This window comes from Collimonas sp. GW821-FHT02H07 (assembly GCF_059421505.1).
On the sequence record NZ_JBWKVC010000020.1, the window covers coordinates 19,779 to 39,142 of the forward strand.

A 19,364-nucleotide genomic window follows, 5' to 3' on the forward strand; every position below is an offset into this window, starting at 1 on the left:
GCATTCGCGTTGGTAACGCCAAGATGCAGGCGTAGTTTCTTTAAGTCGGATATTGCCGATTCTTGTGTTATTTCGAGGCAATTTTGAAGCGAACTTCACTGCAACGCTTATTCATTTTGCCGTTTGCAGCGCTATTGTTATGTCTGGCCGTCTCAGTCGGCTGGCTTCTTTATCAGGCTGGCCAGGATGCTACCGATGCGTTATCGCAAAAGGTCCTGGCAGACATGATGGGAGGCATCAACAGTGCAATCAACAGGCAACTTTTCGACGCCGGCGCGGCGTTGCGGGTAGTCGCGCCTGATCAAGTCGCCGATGCCGCCAACAAGACGCCTACGCCGATTCCCTTTCCTGCCAATGTGCGCCGGCTGGAAGAGCGCATGTGGATCGCCAGCGGCCTGTTTCCGGCGGTCGGCGGCTTTATCGGTTTTGCCGGCACGGACGGGCATTTCGTTGGCATCCGCCGTACCGCCGCCAATGAATTCCGGGTCCGCCTGAGAGGCGCCGGCGACGAGCCCAGCCACTTATACCGCAGTCGCGGCCCGGCAGTCGAAATGACTTTTCTGGAGACGGAGGAGTACGAACCGCGTACGCAAAGCTGGTACCTGAATGCCGTCAGCCAGAAAAAAGATGCCTGGTCGCCGGTGTTTGTCGAGGCCGCCAACAATGAGCCGGTCCTGATGCTGGCGCGGCCGGTGTTTGACGCCAGCCACGATCTGATCGGCGTGGTCGCCAGGGAACTGTCGCTCAAGCCGCTGCGGGAATACCTGCAGGCGCTGCCGATGGACAGGAATGGCGTGGCCTATATTGCCGAGCGCAATGGCGACCTGGTTGCTGCGTCCAATGGCGAAAATGTGTTCATCCCTGATGCCAGCGGCAAGAGCCTGCGTGTCAGGAACGGGCTCGGCAACATCGCTTCACCGTTCATGCGCCAAAGCTGGCAACTGGTGCAAACCTATCTGCAGAAGCACCCCGGAGTGGTGCCGATCACCGACCCGGTCATTCCCTCGACGCTCAATCCGCCCAAGCCCGGCAAGCTGATCATCGGCGCCTTTCCCAGCGCCTCCGGACAGATCGAGGTGGCCGCGCAGCTGCATCGCGATGCAGCCGGACTGGAATGGATCGCCGTGGTGGCTTTGCCGCGCTCCGATTTCTGGGGCGCGATCAACTCCAGCGTCTACAAAAGCCTGTATCTCGGCCTGCTGGTGATCCTGCTGGCTTTGCTGGCCGGCTACGGGATCTTGCGCTGGGCCTTGCGCGATATCCGCAAGCTGACGCTGGCGGTGCGCAGCATAGGCAGCGGGCGGCCGTTTGCCAAGCTCAATATCGACCGCAAGGACGAGATCGGCGAACTGGCAGAGAGCTTCCAGGAGATGGAACGCCATCTGCGCACCGACCGCCTGACCAGCCTGCTGAACCGCGATTCGCTGATTGCGCAAATCGAATTTCGCCGCCGCACCGACGTCGAGCCGCAGCTGTTCCGGTTTGCGGTGCTGTTCGTCGACCTGGACAAGTTCAAGCAGGTCAACGATCACTACGGTCACGATGAAGGCGACCGGGTCCTGATCGAAGTCGGCCTGCGCCTGCAGAACGCCTTGCGCAAAGAGGATGAAGTAGCGCGCTTCGGCGGCGATGAATTCATCGTCTACCTGCCGGGCGTGGCCGATGAAGAATCGGCGCTGGCGATATCGGAAAAAATCTATGCGGTGCTCAACAAGCCGATCCTGATGAGCAACGGCGACCATTGCCAGATCGGCGCATCCATCGGCGGCGCGCTGTATCCGGCCGACGGCCTTGACCTGGAAACCTTGTTGAAAGTCGCCGACAAGCGGATGTATAGTGTCAAGAAATTCGGCGGCCTGACATTTTCGGCCGAGCCGCCCGAAGAACCCAGCTGACCAACACTGCCTGCAACGGAGATGCAATGACTTTCGCCACCTGTGATCTGTGCGACGCCAACGAAGACAAGCTCGGAAGCGCCGCCCTGGCGGTATTGCCGCCGGTGTTTATTTCTCTCGGCAAGCGCCAGGCGTTTTGCGGTCCGGCGCGCACCCTCAAGGTACATGAAGACAATGTGCTGGTGCGCAGCACGCTGGAAACCGCCGGCGACGGCCAGGTGCTGGTGGTCGATGGCGGCGGCAGCCTGCGTTGCGCGCTGGTCGGCGGCAACCTCGGCGTGCTGGCGCAGAAAAATGGCTGGGCCGGGATCATCGTCAACGGCTGCGTGCGCGATTCGGCGGAGCTCAATGCCTGCGATATCGGCGTTCGCGCGCTGGCGCTGCACCCGCAACGCAGCGTCCGCAAGGGAGTAGGGGAGCGCGACATCAGCGTCTCGATCGCCGGCGTGACGATCGCGCCCGGCGCCTGGATTTATGCCGATGCTGACGGCGTACTCGTGGCCGCCCAGAAACTCGACTGAACGGGTAACTTAAAACGGCCATGCGCGACAAGCCGCATGGCCGTTTTTCAAGCCGGCAGGGATCGGCTCCTGAGTCGGCTCTTGAACCAGCTCTTGAACCAGCTCTTGAACCAGCTCTTGAATCAGCTCTTTTTCAGCTGGTCCCGGATCGGCAGGTTGCGGATGCGCTTGCCGGTCGCCGCGAAAATGGCGTTGCACAAGGCCGGCGCGATGGGCGGCGTGCCCGGCTCGCCGACGCCGCCGAGCGGCATGTCGTATTTGTGCGGCACCATGTGGACCCGCAGGTCGCGCGGCGCGCTGAAGGCGCGCAGCACTTCGTACTCATGGAAATTGCCTTGCTCCGCGCTGCCGTTCTTGAAGGTGATTTCCCCCGTCAGCGCCAGGCTCAGGCCCATGATGCAGGCGCCTTCGACTTGCGAGCGGATGCGGTCCGGCGTGATCTGCGGGCCGCAATCGATCGCCATGTCGACCCGCGGAATGCTGATCTCGCCATCGGCGCCAACCGCCACTTCGATTACCGCAGCGACATACGACATGAAACTGTAGGCTACCGCCAGGCCCAGTCCATGCCCCTTGGGCAGCTTGCGGCCCCAGCCGGCTTCCTTGGTGGCCAGCTCGACCACCTGCCGCATGCGGCCGGTATCCAACGGGTACAAGGCCGGTGATTCGCCATAGTTGGTGCTGTCCGACATCTCTTGCGGATTGACCTGGCGCGCCGGGCCGATCAGTTCCAGCAGGAACTCCCGGTGGTCGCGCTTGGCCGCCGCCGCCAGCTCGGCGACAAATGACTGCACCGCGAATGCATGCGGGATGTTGTAGACCGAACGGAACCAGCCGATGCGCGTGTGGGCCTCGACTTCCGGCGCTTCGATGCGGATGTTCGGAATCACGAAGGGGATATTGATCGCGCCCATGCCCAGTTCACCTGGCTGTTCGCCCTTGGCGCCGGCGACGAAGGTGGAGGCGATGGTCGGCGCGGCAGTGCGGTGCAGCCAGGCCAGCGGCTTGCCTTTGGCGTCCAGCGTGCTTTCCAGGTGTTCCAGCGAAACGGTATGGAAGTAGTCGTGGCGCAGGTCATCCTCGCGCGTCCAGGTGACCTTGACCGGCGCGCCGTCCATGGCTTGCGACAGCAGCGCCGCTTCGGCCGCGAAGTCCGGCTTGGATTTCCGGCCGAAGCCGCCTCCCAGCAAGGTCACATTGACCTTGACGGCGTCGCTCTTCCAACCCAGGCGGTCCGCCACTGTGTCGCGCGTGGCTTGCGGATCCTGCACGCAGGCCCAGACTTCGCACTTGCCGTTGGCGGTGCGGGCAGTGGCTGCCGGCGGCTCCATGGTGGCGTGCGCCAGGTGCGGGATGTAGTACTCGGCTTCGATACGCTTGCCGGCCTGCGCCAGCGCGGCCATGGTGTCGCCGTTGTTGCGCACCACCTTGGCTGGCTTGCGCGCGGCTTCCTGCAAGGTAGTCTTGAAGGCGGTGGAATCGTAGCCGGCGTGCGGGCCGTTGTCCCAGGTGATCTTCAAGGCTTCGCGGCCCTTGATGGCGGCCCAGGTATTGCGCGCGACGACAGCGATGCCGCCGAGCGGATTGAACTTGGCCGGCGGCGGACTGCCTTTCAGTTCGATCACGCGCACCACGCCCGGGATCTTCAGCGCGTCGGCACTATCGAAACTCGCCACCTTGCCGCCGTATACCGGCGGCCGCGCAATCACCGCGTACAGCATGCCGTCCAGACGGGTATCGATGCCGTAGTGGGTATTGCCGGTGACGATGTCATGGAAATCGACGCTGTTGAAGACGTCTTTGCCGATATAGCGGAATTGCGCCGGATCTTTCAGTAGCACCTGGGTTGCCGACGGCACTTTCAGCTTGGCGGCGTCGACCGCCAGCTCTCCGTAACCGAGCTTGCGGCCGCTCTTGGCGTGCAGCACCTCATGATTCTTGGTCGTGATCTCCGCTTCCGGCACGCTCCAGCGCGCCGCCGCGGCGGACACCAGCATGGCGCGCGCGGTGGCGCCGACCTGGCGCATCGGCGTGAAGAAGTGGCGCATGCTGCGCGAGCCGTCGGTATTCTGGTTGCCGTAGCGGCTTTCGTCGGCGTTGGCCTGCACCACGCGTACGCGGCCCCAGTCGGCGTCGAGTTCATCGGCCACTACCAGCGGCAGGCTGGTGCGGATGCCTTGCCCCATTTCCGAGCGGTGGGCAATGATGCTGACGATGCCGTCGGCGCCGATGGTGACGAAAATCAGCGGATCGTTGACGGTGCCGCCGGGCATGCCGGCGCCACCGTATTTTTTTGCCGGGGCGGCGGCATCGGCCGCGCTGACCAGGCCGTTGACGCCGACCGTCAGCGCCAGTCCGGCAAATGCGCCGACTCCTTTGAGCCAGGTGCGGCGACTGATGGAGGCGATGGCCGGGGTTTTGCCGTCGCCGGCATTGGTGTTAGCGCTATCTTTATCGAAATCGAAAGCGGCGCTCATTTTGCGGCTCCTTTGTCCGCAACCTGCTTGATGGCTGCGCGAATCCGGGTATAGGTGCCGCAACGGCAGATATTGCCGCTCATGGCGTCGTCGATTTGCTTGTCGGTCGGCTTGGCGGTGGTTTTCAGCAGGGCGGTGGCGGACATGATCTGGCCGGCCTGGCAATAGCCGCATTGCGGCACGCCCAGGGCAATCCAGGCTTCCTGTACCGCATGGCCTACCTTGTCTTCGGCCATTGCTTCGATGGTGGTGACTTTCTTGCCGGCAGCGGCGCTGATCGGCGTGATGCAGGAGCGGATCGGCTCGCCGTCCAGATGCACGGTGCAAGCGCCGCACAGGGCCATGCCGCAGCCGAATTTGGTGCCGGTCAGGCCGACGTGGTCGCGCAGGGTCCACAGCAGCGGGGTGTCTTCGGGCAGATCGATATCGTGTTGTTTGCCGTTGATGTTCAGGCTTGTCATGGCTTTTACCTTTCCAACTTGGGGTTGATAACCTATTGAAGGATATTGAAAGCGTTATTCGCCATAGCGTGGCTTATTTAATAACGTTTGTTTCTAAATCCTGAGCTGATTTTGTCAGGACAGCTTCCCAGCGGGCATTGTAGACCGAAGTCAAATTTTTGGATGGAGAGCAACTGTTTCGAGGATAATTAGCGCATTGCAATTTTTAGTGATGGAGTTTCGATGTCCGATTTGCTTAGTAAAAATGGGCGCATAGCCGATAATGTTTCGCTGCCGGAATTGACGGTACGCGGCATTATCCTTGGCGCTTTGATAACCGTCGTCTTCACTGCCTCCAATGTCTACCTGGGCTTGAAAGTCGGCCTGACTTTTTCTTCCGCCATTCCCGCCGCCGTGATTTCCATGGCCGTGCTGCGCATGTTCAAGAGCGCCAACATCCTTGAAAACAATATGGTGCAGACCCAGGCTTCAGCCGCCGGCACCTTGTCTTCTATTATTTTCATCCTGCCGGGCCTGGTGATGATCGGCTACTGGCAAGGCTTCCCATATTGGCAAACGCTGGCGATCTGCGCCGCCGGCGGCATGCTGGGCGTGATGTTTACGATTCCCTTGCGCCACGCGATGGTGGTGCAGAGCGATCTGCCCTATCCAGAAGGCGTGGCGGCAGCGGAAATCCTGCGTGTCGGCAGCGCCGACGTCGAAGCCGATGCGGTCAGCGGCAAGCCTGGCGCGAAAGCTGAAACCGGCATTGTCGATATCATGGCCGGCGGCGTGGTCGCCGCGGTCGTGACCCTGGCCTCATCCGGCTTCCGGATCTTGAGCGAGGGCATCAGCCTGTGGTTTGCCGCCGGCCCCGCCGTGCTGCGGATTTCCAGCGGATTTTCGCTGGCCTTGCTCGGCGCCGGCTACCTGATCGGCATCGTCGCCGGCATCGCCATGCTGATCGGCCTGCTGATCGCCTGGGGCATCGCCGTGCCGGTGCTGACTTCGATGCATGCCATTCCGGACGGCATGACCCTGGCCAAGTACGCCACCGGCCTGTGGAGCAAGGACGTGCGCTTCATCGGCGCCGGCACCATCGGCGTCGCCGCGGTATGGACGCTGATCACGTTGTTCAAGCCTATGCTGGAAGGCGTCAAGACTTCCTTCCGGGCCCTGAGCGGCGGCAACGGCCGCATCAACATCCCGCGCACCGAACAGGATATGTCGCTGGTCTGGATTGTCGGCATCACGCTGGTGCTGGTGGCGATCCTGGTCGTCACTTTCGGCAGCTTCCTCAGCGCCGCGCCGCTCAGCTCGGGCGTGATGTGGGGGCTGGTGGCTTACAGCGTCCTGTTCGCCGTGATTTTCGGTTTCCTGATCGCCGCCGCCTGCGGCTACATGGCTGGCCTGATCGGTTCGTCCGCCAGCCCGATTTCCGGCGTCGGCATCGTCGCCGTGGTGCTGGTCTCCTTGCTGATCCTGCTGGTTGGCAGCGCCGACGGCTTGCTGGCGACCGAAACCGGCAACAAGCTGGGTATCGCGCTGGCGATCTTCACGACTTCCGCGGTGATTGCCGTGGCCACCATTTCCAACGATAACCTGCAGGATCTGAAAACCGGCTGGCTGGTCGGCGCTACTCCTTGGCGCCAGCAGGTGGCCTTGCTGATCGGCTGCGTGGTCGGCGCCGTGGTGATCCCGCCGGTGCTGGAGCTGCTGTACAACGCCTATGGCTTCGCCGGCGCCATGCCGCGCGCCGACATGGACGTGGCGCATGCCTTGTCGGCGCCGCAGGCGACCCTGATGACGGCGATCGCCACCGGCATCTTCACCCATCAGCTGAACTGGGACATGATCCTGATCGGCCTCGGTCTCGGCGTGGCGCTGGTAATCGTCGATGAAATCCTTCGCCATCGCGGCGGCATGGCCCGCTTGCCGGTGCTGGCGGTCGGCATCGGCATCTACCTGCCGCCGACCGTGGCGTCGACCCTGGTGCTGGGCACCTTGCTGGCCTGGGGCATCGAGCGTGTTTTGAAGAAGCGCGCGCAGCAAAAGGGCGTGCCTTACGAACAATACGCTGAACCGTCCAACCGCCGCGGCGTGCTGCTGGCGTCCGGCCTGATCGTCGGCGAAAGCCTGGTGGGCGTGGTGCTGGCCGGGATCATCGGTTTCAGCGGCACGGATTCGCCGCTGGCGCTGGTCGGACCGGCGTTTGAAGGCACCGCCCAGTGGTTGGGCTTGATCGTGTTTGTAGCGGTTGCCTGGGTCTTCGCGCGGCGGGTGTTGAACGCAAAGACGCACTAAACGGCGCAAGGTTCTGACCGGACCTTGCCGCGGTTAAATGGATCGTCTGATGTACGTGGTTTTATCGCGTGGATCAGCCGGTCCATTTTCTTTGGCCCGGCAGATCCTGTTAGGCCTCAGTGCCTGCTCAGTGCTTATGTTGATGATGGATGTCAGGATAGTGCGCGTGGCTATGGCTGATCGGCAGATGGCGGTGCGGGTGGCTGTGCGGTTCGCGCCCGTCCCAGGCGAAATCGTGCTCATGCTGGTGATGCAGGTCATGGCTATGGCTGTGGCCGTGCTCGATTTCTTCGTGGGCATGCGGATGCTGGTGACGTTCCGTCAGGTGCAGCCAGATGCCGAATCCCATCAATGCGGCGGCCAGCCAGAACATGCCGCCGACAGCCTCATGCAGGACCAGCAGCGAAATCGCCGCGCCGATGAAGGGCGCCGCCGAGAAATAGGCGCCGGTGCGGGCGCTGCCAAGATGGCGCAGCGCCAGCACGAACAGCACCAGGCTGAGGCCGTAGCCGCTGAAGCCGATCAGCGCCGCGGCGCCTATCCTGGCAACGTCCGGCAGGCTTGCCCCCAATAACAAAGCCAGCGCCAGGTTCACCAGGCCGGCCACCAAGCCCTTGAGCGCGGCGATCTGTACCGCATCGCTGGCGGAAATCCGTCGCGTCAGGTTATTGTCGATGGCCCAGCACAGGCACGCCGCCAGGATCGCCAGCGGCCCCCAGGGCAAGCCGAATACCGGCATCTGCTGCCACGACAGCAGCATGCCGGCGAGGACGATGGCAATCATGCCGAGCACGATGCGGCGGTCGAAATTTTCCTTGAATACGAACCAGGCCAGTGCAGCAGTCAGCACGCCTTCCATGTTCAGCAGCAGCGAAGCGCTGGAAGCAGGCGTCTGCGCCAGCCCGAACATCAGCAGCACCGGGCCGGCGATGCCGCCGCTGAGGATCGCTGCCGCCAGCCATGGCAAGTCGGCTTTGCGCAAGCCGTCGGCAGCGCCCTGGCTGCCGGCGCGCAAGCGGCGCAGCCCGTACCAGAGCGAGAGGCCGAGGCCGCTGCCGAGATACAGCAGGGCGGCCAACATCACCGGCGACACCTGGCCAACCAGCAGCTTGGCGAAGGGGGTGCTGGCGCCGAAGAAGGCGGCAGCCAGCAATGCGAAAATCACACCTTGATGCATGCGTTGTTTCCTGATGGGTAAAAAACCAGGCCGTCAGGCCTGGTCCAGCGTGATGCCGAACTCCGCCGTCAATGCGCTGCGGCCCGCGGCGGTGATGGCGACCACGCGCGAATGCTTGCTACGCGTCAGCCAGCCCAGTTCAATCATGCGCTTGGCCAGCGTCGCTCCCAGAGCGCCGGCCAGATGATCGCGGCGTTCGCTCCAGTCCAGGCAAGGGTAGGCGAACTGGCGCCGGCTCTTTTGCAATTCATCGGTGTTGATGCCGAATTGCTTGAACCAGGCTTCGCCGGACGCCGACAGCGCAAACAGGCCGTCATCGGCATCCAGCAAGCCGCGCGCAACCAGCGCTTCGGTCAGGCGGGTGCCCAGCTTGCCGGCCAGGTGGTCGTAGCAAAAACGCGCGGTGCAGATCGCATCGTTGCCGGGTCCAACCCGCTTGCGTTTCGGCGCGAACACCATCAGCGATTCAATCAGGCGCGCCACTTCCGGCGACGCCAGCCGGAAATACTTGTGCCGGCCCTGGCAGGTCATCTCCAGCAGGCGGTCTTCCATCAGCTGCTTCAGGTGGCTGGTGGCGGTCGCCGGCTTGATCTCGGTGCCGTAGGCCAGCTCCTTGGCGGTCAGGGCGCGCCCCTCCATCAGCAGCGCCAGCATTTGAATACGGGTAGGATCGCCTATGGTGCGGGCCAGTCGGCTGAGGTCGGGTTCGTTGTCCATAGTTTGATGGTAACCGTACTGTTGTTGTGTGACAAGCGACCCGGACGCGCTCAGAATCAAGACTTGCTTACTTTGCGATTGGATGACTGCAATGACTTCTCCTCAAGCCGCGACCGCTCTCAAGCCGATGCTCGCCGTTGCGAATGAAACAACTGCCGCGGTCAGGTGGACGATTGCCGCCAGCAGCTTCGCCTTCATCATCGTCCAGCTCGACGTCACCATCGTCAACGTTGCCTTGCCGCAGATCGGCGCTGATCTGGGCGCGCGCGTATCGGCCTTGCAATGGGTGGTCGATGCCTACACGCTGGGATTCGCGGTATTCCTCCTGTCGGCTGGCGCCCTGGGCGACAAGTTCGGTTCCAAGCGCCTGTTTTTGGCCGGATTTCTCTTGTTTGCGCTGGCTTCCATGGCCTGCGGACTGGCGCCGAACGCCGGCTTCCTGAATCTCGCCAGGGCAGTGCAGGGCATAGGCGCGGCGTTGCTGGTGCCAAGTTCTCTGGCGATCTTGAATCATGCCTGCGCCCACGACAAAAAACTGCTCGCCAAGGCTATCGGCCTCTGGACTGCCGCCGGCGGGGTGTCTATCGCGGCCGGACCGGTCATCGGCGGCCTGCTGCTGGCGACCGCCGGCTGGCGCAGCATCTTCCTGGTCAACCTGCCGATCTGCGCGCTCGGCTTTTTGCTGACCCTGCGCGTGGTGCCGGCGATCGCCGCCAGCGCGCATGCGCGCTCCTTTGATCCGTTCGGGCAGCTGCTGGCGGTCATCGCGCTGACCGGGCTGGTCGGTGCGGTCATCGAATTCCATCCGCTAGGCATGCAGCATCCGCTGGTGATCGCCGGATTCTGCGTCGCCCTGATCGCCGGCGCCGCCTTCATCATGGTCGAGCGCAAAGTGCCGCATCCCATGCTGCCGCTGAATTTCTTCCACCAGACCAGTTTTACGGCTGCGGTGCTGTTCGGCGTGCTGGTGAATTTTTCCTATTACGGCGTGATCTTCGTCATCAGCTTTTATTTGCAGAAGGTGCAGAACTACAGCGTGCTGCAAGCCGGGCTGGCATTCCTGCCCCTGACCGGCACCTTCATTTTCTCGAACCTGGTCAGCGGCTGGCTGATCGGCAAGGCCGGCATCCGCCTGCCGATGGTGCTGGGCGGCCTGATCGGCGCCTCAGGCTACGGCTTGTTGGGCAGCATCGGCATCGCCGAGCACGCCAGTTTCCTGCACATGCTGCCCGGCTTCGTACTGATCCCGGCCGGGATGGGGCTGGCGGTGCCGGCCATGACCACGTCGATCCTGTCGAGCGTGGAGAAGAACAGGGCCGGCACCGCTTCGGCGGTATTGAATACCGCAAGGCAGGTCGGCGGCGCGGTCGGCGTCGCGGTATTCGGCGCACTGGTGAGCGATGGCGCGGCCGGCGACATGAGCAGCGGGGTCAGGATCGCTCTGGCGACCGCGACTGTGCTGTTATTGATTGCGGCAGGGCTAGGTTATCTGGTCAAGCCGAAAACCTCGGCGCAGTAAGCGGCGCTTTGTTGCCGGCGTGATTTATTTTGCAAAAAATGTCATGGCTGCCTGAAAGCGCTTCTACAATTGCAGGTCACGCAGTTGCTTATAGCGCGCTGTTTTCACCAAGGAGCCATGAATGAAGAAACGCCAGTTCATATCAACCGCTGCCGCCTCCATTGCCGGGGCGCTTGGCGTGTCTGCGCTACCGGCATTCGCCGCTGCCGGCACAGCATCGGATGTCAAATCCACCGGCCCGGCCGTGCTGACCATCGCCGGCGCCATCGAGCGCAGCAACCGCGGCCCGGTCGATGCGGTGATCGACCAGATGCTGCACAAGCAGAATGTGCAATTCAAGCGCGCCTTCACCTTCGACCTGGCCGCGCTCGACAAGCTGCCTGCTGTGACCATCAAGCCGACGCTGGAATACGATGGCAAGCCGCATCAGCTGCGCGGCCCGCGCCTGACCGCGTTGCTGGACATGCTCGGCGCCAGCAAAGCGGCGGATACCCAGATCGTGTTCCATTCGGTCGACGGCTACATGCCGCAGCTGAGTTTCGAGCAGTTGCGCAAATATGACTACATCCTGGCCACGCAGATTGACGGCATGCCGCTGGCTATAGGCGGTTTTGGCCCCATCTTCGCCATTTATGACGCTGACCGCATTCCTGAACTGGCGCAGAAGCCGCTGGCGCAGCGGTTTGCGCTTTGCCCTTGGGGTTTGTATTGCATCGAGGTTGTGAGCGGGAAGTGATGCGATGCTTTCGATCAAATAATTTGTATTAGCAAGTCATTCCAAAGCGTTTCGTCGCGGCGTTTTGGAAAGGCTTGCGTTACCTGCATTTGCAACGGTAGATGCGTTGCGGAAAATAAAATCGCGCCCACACAGATCCGCAACGATGTGATCGAGTACCGTATCTTGCGGTTTGCCTTAGGTAATGCACGAGCAAAACGTGCAATGCAAATTCGACGCTGCTGCAGATTCGGCTCATGCCGAATTCGTCGATTTGCACAGAAACCGCCTGATCAATATCTCTTGTCTTCGCCCCTGAAAACCACTTCGATTTAAGGGAAATCGTAGCGGGTTGTCTCGTATGGCGACCAGGCAGCAGGAGATTGTTTCCATCGGAAAAAGTTCCGAATATTTAACAATTTGGAAAATAGTCAATTGTTTTCTGGAAAAGAATTGTAACTTTTAATTCTTTTGCTTCCCCGTAGAAAGCTTGCTAATATCCCACAAAATGTTACGTATGCTAACAAATAGATACATTGCGCTACATGATATTGGACTTGGGAATTGTTACTTGGTCAATATAACATAATTAACGTATGGAAATTTTTCTGAGTAAGCAGGAAAAATTGTTGTTTTTTTTGAGTATGGGTATTGAAAGTTTTTATGCACGCCGATTTAGCCTTGCAAATGATGGCAGACATGTTTTGGACGGGTTTATTGGTGTGTATGCCAGTCCTGGCCCTGAGCATGCTGGTGGGGCTTGCCGTTAGCATTTTGCAGGTGGTGACGCAGGTGCAGGAAATGTCGCTTACTTTTGTGCCCAAGCTTCTTGCGGCGGGCGTTGCGCTGATGGTGTTCGGTCCCTGGATGCTGCATAAGCTGGCGCAATTTTCCACCCGGCTCTGGTCCGGCATTCCTTCAATGTTCTAGCCTGGGAAAGTAAGCATATGTTTTCCCAAAATGGCCTGTTCATTGATATGTCCTGGCTGTTCACCGTATTTCTGCTGTCATTGAGGCTCGCCGCTGTATTCCTGATGACGCCTGTCATGTATGCCTTCTCCATGCCAGCCACTGTGCGTGTGTTCCTGGTGATTGCCCTTTCCGTTGCGCTGACTATCGGCTTTCCCGATATCCGTGTGTCAGCCGCACTCGGCGCCGGAGAATTGCTGCAAGCGGCTTTGACCGAGATGATCCTTGGCGCGACCCTGGCTTTGGGGCTGATGCTGGGATTCGCCGCATTTTCCGTAGGCGGCGCTCTGCTTGATGTGCAGATCGGCTATGGCATTGCTCAGGTGTTCGATCCGGTCAGCCGGCGTCAGCTTCCTATTCTCACCAGTGCTTTCAATCAGCTGGCGGTAGTGATGTTCTTCGCGCTTAACGGTCATCACGCTTTGCTGCGCGGCTTTGCCTATAGCCTGGAGCGCTTTCCGCCCGGACGCACATGGTCCCTGGCGAACGCCGCCGGCCCCGTCATCAAACAGGTTGCCGCCATGTTTACTCTGGGTTTTTCCTTGGTTGCTCCCGTCGTCTTTTGCATCTTCCTGGTGGAGCTGGGCTTGGGCGTACTGGCGCGCAATCTGCCGCAGATGAATATGTTTGCGATGGGGATTCCGATCAAGATCGTGGTTGGCCTGACGGCGCTGTCGTTATGGATGACCGGCGCCGGCAGCGTCACTTCGCGTATCTATGCATCGATCTTTCAAACCTGGAGCGATATTTTTGGGGGCGCCCGATAATGGCTGAACAGGATCTCGACCGCAACGAAGCGGCGACGCAATATAAACTCAATGAAGCGCGCAAACGCGGACAAGTATCCAAAAGCCCGGACGCTATTTCCGCGATTGTGTTTGCTGTCGCCGTAGTCTATGTCAACTGGCAGGGATGGGAGAATTTCCGCGATCAGTTTCGTTTCGACCAGGCGCTGCTGAATCTGGCCGGGCGCGTAGACGCCAGTCCAGCCGTCCTGTGGCAGCTGATTTCGCATGGGCTGACCAGTAGCCTGACTTTGCTGGCGCCATTTTTTGCAACCATCATGCTGGCGGCGATTGTCGGCAACCTGATCCAGATCGGACCTGTGTTTTCCACGAAGCCGCTAGGCCCCGACTGGGACAAGGTGAATCCGGCCAACGGCTTCAAGCGCCTGTTTTCACTGCGCACCTTGTTTGACGGCGCCAAGGCCTGTCTCAAACTGACCCTGCTGGTGTGGGTGGTGTATCGCGCATTGAAGAGCCTGGCGCCGCAGTTCTTCAATCTGGCGGGATACTCGCCGCAGGGTTATATCCGCACTTTGCTCGGCGACATGACCTCGATCGGCATGAAGCTGATCCTGATGATGGGGCTGATCGCCATCTGCGACTGGCTCTACACCAGGCATGAATTCGCCAAGAAAATGCGCATGAGCCGCCGCGATCTGCGCGATGAATCCAAGCATCGCGACGGCGATCCGCGCATTCGTGCGCGCCTGCGCGAGCTCCGCAATGAAATGCTCAAGCGCAGCCTGGCTCTGGGCAAAACGGGCGACGCTGACGTTCTGATCACCAATCCTACGCATCTGGCGGTCGCCTTGCGCTATACCCATGGCGAAATGTCCTCGCCGCAAATGGTTTCCAAAGGCGCCGGACTGATCGCCGCGGCGATGCGCAAGATTGCCGCGGAAAAAAGGATACCCGTGGTGCAGAACCGTACCCTGGCGCGCAAATTATTCCACGAGGTAGGTGTCGACCAGCAAGTGCCGCCGGCGCTGTATGCCGACGTCGCGCGCATTATCGTCTGGGTGTTCGCGATGCGCCAGGCACGTGAAAGCGGCGGGCAGCCGGTGCAGGCTGCTGCTGGAGGAAAGATTTGATGGAAATGCTGCGACGATTCTTTGGCAAGCATAGCGATATCGTTATGGTGGTGCTGGTGCTGGGCGTGCTGGTGGTGCTGTTCGTGCCGATTCCCGCCGGCCTGCTCGATTTTCTGATTTTGACCAATTTCAGCTTTGCCTTCCTGATCCTGCTGCTGACATTTTATATGGCGCGGCCGGTGGAGTTTTCCACCTTTCCGTCTTTACTGCTGATTGCCACCTTGTTCCGGCTGTCGCTCAATGTGGCAGCCACGCGTCTCATCCTGTCGAATGGCGACGCCGGCAAGGTGATCTCCGCCATCGGTTCCTACGTGGTGGGCGGTAACTACGTGATCGGCCTGATCGTGTTTTTCATCCTGATCGTGGTCCAGTACGTGGTGATCACCAACGGCGCCCAGCGCGTGTCAGAGGTGGCGGCTCGCTTTACGCTGGACAGCATGCCGGGCCAGCAGATGAGCATCGACGCCGACCTGAACATGGGTTTCATCGATCAGACGGAAGCCCAGCTGCGCCGCAAGAATCTCAGCAAGGAAGCCGGCTTCTACGGCGCCATGGATGGCGCCAGCAAATTCGTCAAGGGCGATGCGATTGCCGGCATCATCATTTTGCTGATCGATATCGTCGGCGGCCTGGTGATCGGCGTCATGCAGCATGGCATGCCATGGGCACAGGCCTTGCAGACCTACACACTGCTGACCATCGGCGACGGTATTGTTACGCAGGTGCCGGCGCTGGTGATCGCACTCGGCACCGGCATTATCGTTACCCGTTCTGCGTCGGACGCCAATCTCAGCCAGGAGGTCGCACGGCAGATGACGTCCTTCCCCAAGACACTGCTGATCGTAGCGGCTGCGCAAGTCGGCCTGCTGCTGATGCCTGGGATTCCGGCCGTGCCCGTGCTGGCCCTGGGCTCATGTGTGCTGATTGCGGCCTGGTTCGCATTCCGCGCCGCCAAAGCTAAAGTGGCGCCGGAGACAGCTGTCAGCGATGCCGAAGACGCCGTTGTTGCCGGCGAAGACGATCCCTATGCCTTGTTAAAGGTGGAACCGATCGAAGTGAATATCGGACGTCACTGGGTGCCGTTGGCCAACCAGCCCGGCAGTCTGTTCATGGAGCGCATTGCCACTTTCCGCAAGCAGCATGCGCAAGAATTCGGCATGGTGTTGCCGCGGGTTCGCTTTCGGGATACCTCGCGGCTGGGTGCGGATCAGTACGAAATCCATCTTGACGGCGTATTGACGGCACGCGGCGAAGCACGCGCCGACCGCCTGCTGGCGATACATCCGGGTGGAGACGTCAAAGCCATTCCAGGCGAGGCGACGCGCGATCCCACCTATGGTTTGCCGGCGTTGTGGATCGAAGAGTCGCAACGTTCCGCCGCGCAGGCCGCCAAGTTTACCTTGGTCGATGCCCAGACTGTCTTCATGACCCATCTGACCGAAGTGTTGCGGCGCGAGTCCGCGACCTTGCTCACGCGCGCTGAAACCGAACGTTTGCTGACACGGGTACGCCAGGCGCAGCCAAGCCTGGTGGAAGATCTGATTCCCACGGTGCTGGCCATCAGCGATGTCCAGAAAGTGCTGCAGAGCCTGCTGCGGGAAAAAGTCAGCATCCGTCACATAGAAGCCATCCTGGAGACGCTGAACGACTCTGGCCGCGCCAGCAAGGACAGCCACTACCTTACCGAAGCAGTGCGCCATCGGCTTGGCCAGGCGATTTGCCAGGGACTGGTCGGCGACGCCAATGCGCTGCATGTAATGACGCTGGATCCGGCGATAGAGAGCCAGTTCATGCACAGCATTCAATCCGCCAACGGACAGCAGCCTTTTGTGCTGGAACCGAAACTGGCCGAGCAATTCGTGTCCCGCCTGGTGCAGCAGGCTGAACGCATGATGAAAAGCAATCTGCTGCCGGTGCTGCTGTGTTCACCAGAACTGCGCCGCCATATCCGCATGCTGTCTGAACGCGTGGTGCCGCATTTGCGGGTGCTGTCCATGACCGAAATACCGCTTTCGATTGAACTCAAGTCGTACAGCGTGGTGACTTTGTGAGTGTAATTTCATCAATCCCTGACAGGCCTGAAAGATAGAAATGGAAGAATTATTGGGAGTAGCTCTGCAGAGCATGCAGCAAGACATGGCCAGGGTCGACCGCGTGGCGATGAACCTGAGCAATGCCTTGACCCCGGCATACAAGCGCGAAGTCGCGGTGGTGCGTGCTCAGTCCGCGACGCAAGGACCGTCGTTTGCACGCATGTGGGACGCCGGCATGGCGGAGGCCATGGGGCGTGAGTTGTCCGGAAGCCAGGTCGAGGTGCTGTCGGACACGCGCCCCGGCACGCTAAAGTCGACCGGTCAGAATCTCGATCTGGCGATTACCGGATCCGGGTACTTCGAGGTGCAGACCGACAACGGTACAGCCTATACCCGGCAAGGCAATTTCCGCATGGATGCGCGCGGACGCCTGGTGACGGCGCAAGGCTATCCGGTGATGGGCAAAGGCGGGGATATCTATCTGAATACCTCGCAACCTACTATCGACGCGGCCGGCAATATCGTTGAAAACAAGCTGCCGGTGGCGCAACTGAAGATCGTTCAGTTCGACAAGCCGGCAAGCTTGCGTCGGCTGGGCGACGGCCTGGTGGCGGCGGGCGAGGGCATGGCACAGCTGCAGGATGCCGAGATACAGGTCAGGCAAGGCTATCTGGAGAATGCCAATGTCAGCTCGATGCGGGAAATGGTCGAACTGACGCAAACCATGCGCCATTTTGAATCCATGCAAAAAGTAGCGCAGGGCTATGACGAAATGCTGGGAACAGCGATTCGCAAACTGGGCGATATGTAACACCGGTAACCGTGGTAACGGCGCAGTCGTGACGACACGGATTAACAACAATTAAAGTTTGAGTGAGGGATTTTATGCTTGATGCTCTTTATATCGGCGCCACCGGAATGCAGGCACAGCAGCTGAACGTTGATACGATCGCCAATAACCTGGCCAACGTGAATACCACCGGCTTCAAGAAGGCACGCATCAGCTTTGCCGACCTGATGATGATAGGCACTCGCCAGCTCGCCATGTCCAAAGGCTCAGAAGGCGACAGCGCTCTTCTGGGCGGCGCCTCGCAGTTGGGCTCCGGTGTCGGCATCGCCAATCTTTCAAAAATGTTTGATGTGGGCGATATCAAGAAGACCGACTCTGCGCTCGACGTCGCCATCCAGGGCGACGGCTTTCTGGAAGTGACGATGCCCGACGGCTCGCGTGCCTATACCCGTGGCGGCACCCTGAAGGTGAACGCGGACGGCATGCTGTCGACCCAGGCCGGATATCCTCTCAGCCCTGGGATCACGGTCCCGGACAATGCACAGAACATGGTGATCAATCCGACCGGCCGTATCACCATCCAGGTGCCTGGCCAATCGGCCCCGATCGAGGCTGGCAAGCTGGAACTGGTGCGTTTTTCCAGTCCTGGCCTGCTGAGTGCGCAGGGCGACAATCTGTATCGCACTAACGAATCTTCCGGAGAGCCGATTACCGGCCGGGCCGCCGAAGACGGCGTCGGTGTGTTGCAGCAAGGCTTCCTGGAAGGCTCCAACGTCAAGATGGTGGAAGAAATGGTCAACCTGATGGTGGCGCAGCGTGCTTACGAGGCCAGCGTGAAAGTGGTGCAGGCATCGGATGAGATGCTCGGCATGGTAAATAACCTGCGCAAATAAATTTAACAACATGTCCATCCAAGCATTCTTCCTGCATCGTCTGCTTCAGGTTTTGGCCGGCGTTCTCCTGGTTGCCGCCGGGGGTGTTTCGCACGCCCAGCCGGAAGAAAAGAATTGGCCGGTGAAGATTGAATTACGCGCGAAGGTACAGGTAAGACATGCACAAGTCACCTTGGGAGACGTGGCCAACCTGAGCAGCGGCGATCTGGCGACCTTGTATCAATGGATGAAGCTGCCGCTCGGTAGTGCGCCACGCGCCGGGCATATGGTCAGTCTGGAACGTGGCGAGATTGAACGCTGGGTTCGCTCGCGCCAGTTGACGCAAGGATCTGCCGTCTGGAGCGGCGCTGAACGCGTAGAGATAGACGCATCCGAGCAAACACTTGCTGGTGAAAAAGTGATTGAAAGTGCCCGCCAAGAATTGGCGCGCTGGCTGCAATCGCGGGTCACACGCAGCGAAATCAGTGAAGTCAGCGAAGCGCGTGATGTTTCTTTGCCGCAGGGGAAAGTCGAACTGCGCGTAAGGCCCTTGCCTGAGGGCAGGCCGCCCAGCCGTCGCATGTTGCTGTGGGTCGATATCTGGATAGATAACGCTTTCAGCCGTTCCATTCCGGTGAATTTTGAGGTGCGTGCCTATCAGGACGGCTATGTCGCATCGCAGGACCTGATGAGCGGCAGCCTGGTCACTCCGGCTAGTTTTGTGAGACGCGAAGTGGATATTGCGGATGCTCCGCATGAAACCGCGGTTAGCGCCAGGAACCCGAACGATAGTGCGCTCTGGCGCGTGCGCCGCAGCGTCAACAAAGGCGATCCGGTATTGCGTTCACAGATCGAGGCGGCTCCGGCAGTAACCCGCGGCGAACAGATTACCCTGCGGACGCATACTGGAATGGTGTTGCTGGAGGGACGGGTCGAGGCTCTGCAGGATGGTTACCAAGGGCAGATGGTGAGAGTAAAGGCAGCGTCGGCGACCAGTTCGGTGATGGCGCGCGTGGCCGGCCCGGGGATGGTGGAGATAACACAGTGATAAGGAAAAAT

At 60.4% G+C, this 19,364-nt stretch carries 16 protein-coding genes; 12 read left to right on the forward strand and 4 right to left on the reverse strand.

Translation table 11 applies throughout. The features are described 5' to 3' along the window. The first annotated feature begins 224 nt into the window (after positions 1-224). Positions 225-1,895 (forward strand): sensor domain-containing diguanylate cyclase, encoded by a 1,671-nt coding sequence (locus tag AC07V8_RS23325; protein WP_494680587.1) that lies wholly within the window; start codon positions 225-227, stop codon positions 1,893-1,895. A gap of 26 nt (positions 1,896-1,921) precedes the next feature. Further along, positions 1,922-2,416, forward strand: coding sequence for a ribonuclease E activity regulator RraA (gene rraA, locus AC07V8_RS23330; RefSeq protein WP_211441359.1), 495 nt, complete (start codon positions 1,922-1,924; stop codon positions 2,414-2,416). Positions 2,417-2,538: 122 nt separating this feature from the next. Here rraA and AC07V8_RS23335 read toward each other — a convergent pair whose 3' ends face one another. Together AC07V8_RS23335 and AC07V8_RS23340 are read right to left on the reverse strand one after the other, a co-directional pair. Beyond that, positions 2,539-4,893, reverse strand: coding sequence for a xanthine dehydrogenase family protein molybdopterin-binding subunit (locus AC07V8_RS23335; protein WP_494680586.1), 2,355 nt, complete (start codon positions 4,891-4,893; stop codon positions 2,539-2,541). Continuing rightward, on the reverse strand, positions 4,890-5,354 hold the full coding sequence (locus tag AC07V8_RS23340) for a (2Fe-2S)-binding protein (protein WP_098496854.1): 465 nt from the start codon (positions 5,352-5,354) through the stop codon (positions 4,890-4,892). The genes AC07V8_RS23335 and AC07V8_RS23340 overlap by 4 nt, the downstream gene beginning before the upstream one ends. 222 nt (positions 5,355-5,576) lie before the next feature. Between AC07V8_RS23340 and AC07V8_RS23345 the strand changes: the two genes are divergently transcribed. Next, positions 5,577-7,637: an OPT family oligopeptide transporter gene (locus AC07V8_RS23345; RefSeq protein ID WP_494680585.1), complete on the forward strand. Its 2,061-nt coding sequence runs from the start codon at positions 5,577-5,579 to the stop codon at positions 7,635-7,637. Between the two features lie 127 nt (positions 7,638-7,764). On the opposite strand, the gene AC07V8_RS23350 is transcribed toward AC07V8_RS23345, so the two are convergent. Beyond that, positions 7,765-8,814, reverse strand: coding sequence for a DMT family transporter (locus AC07V8_RS23350; RefSeq protein ID WP_494680584.1), 1,050 nt, complete (start codon positions 8,812-8,814; stop codon positions 7,765-7,767). Positions 8,815-8,847: 33 nt separating this feature from the next. Beyond that, complete coding sequence (locus AC07V8_RS23355) at positions 8,848-9,531, reverse strand: ArsR/SmtB family transcription factor (protein WP_494680583.1); 684 nt, start codon at positions 9,529-9,531, stop codon at positions 8,848-8,850. Positions 9,532-9,658: 127 nt separating this feature from the next. On the opposite strand from AC07V8_RS23355, the gene AC07V8_RS23360 reads away from it, so the two are divergent. The 9 genes from AC07V8_RS23360 to flgA all read left to right on the forward strand — a co-directional run bounded on the left by AC07V8_RS23360 (position 9,659) and on the right by flgA (position 19,353). Beyond that, positions 9,659-11,050 carry an MFS transporter gene (locus AC07V8_RS23360; RefSeq protein ID WP_494680605.1) on the forward strand — a complete coding sequence of 464 codons (1,392 nt, stop codon included), beginning with the start codon at positions 9,659-9,661 and terminating at the stop codon, positions 11,048-11,050. 121 nt (positions 11,051-11,171) lie between these two features. Beyond that, complete coding sequence (locus tag AC07V8_RS23365) at positions 11,172-11,786, forward strand: putative pterin-binding protein (RefSeq protein ID WP_494680582.1); 615 nt, start codon at positions 11,172-11,174, stop codon at positions 11,784-11,786. Positions 11,787-12,416: 630 nt separating this feature from the next. Beyond that, positions 12,417-12,695 carry a flagellar biosynthetic protein FliQ gene (locus AC07V8_RS23370; RefSeq protein WP_494680581.1) on the forward strand — a complete coding sequence of 93 codons (279 nt, stop codon included), beginning with the start codon at positions 12,417-12,419 and terminating at the stop codon, positions 12,693-12,695. A gap of 17 nt (positions 12,696-12,712) precedes the next feature. Next, positions 12,713-13,501: a flagellar biosynthetic protein FliR gene (locus AC07V8_RS23375; protein WP_494680580.1), complete on the forward strand. Its 789-nt coding sequence runs from the start codon at positions 12,713-12,715 to the stop codon at positions 13,499-13,501. Continuing rightward, entirely contained in the window at positions 13,501-14,610 is a 1,110-nt protein-coding gene (locus tag AC07V8_RS23380; protein WP_494680579.1) for an EscU/YscU/HrcU family type III secretion system export apparatus switch protein, read from the forward strand. Before AC07V8_RS23375 ends, AC07V8_RS23380 begins: the two co-directional genes overlap by 1 nt. A gap of 5 nt (positions 14,611-14,615) precedes the next feature. Further along, positions 14,616-16,661: a flagellar biosynthesis protein FlhA gene (gene flhA, locus AC07V8_RS23385; RefSeq protein WP_494680604.1), complete on the forward strand. Its 2,046-nt coding sequence runs from the start codon at positions 14,616-14,618 to the stop codon at positions 16,659-16,661. 40 nt (positions 16,662-16,701) lie between these two features. Further along, on the forward strand, positions 16,702-17,454 hold the full coding sequence (locus AC07V8_RS23390) for a flagellar hook-basal body protein (protein WP_494680578.1): 753 nt from the start codon (positions 16,702-16,704) through the stop codon (positions 17,452-17,454). A 74-nt stretch (positions 17,455-17,528) separates the two neighbouring features. Further along, positions 17,529-18,326, forward strand: a complete 798-nt coding sequence (flgG, locus tag AC07V8_RS23395; protein ID WP_494680577.1) for a flagellar basal-body rod protein FlgG — start codon at positions 17,529-17,531, stop codon at positions 18,324-18,326. A gap of 10 nt (positions 18,327-18,336) precedes the next feature. After that, positions 18,337-19,353, forward strand: coding sequence for a flagellar basal body P-ring formation chaperone FlgA (gene flgA, locus AC07V8_RS23400; RefSeq protein ID WP_494680576.1), 1,017 nt, complete (start codon positions 18,337-18,339; stop codon positions 19,351-19,353). Positions 19,354-19,364: the final 11 nt, after the last annotated feature.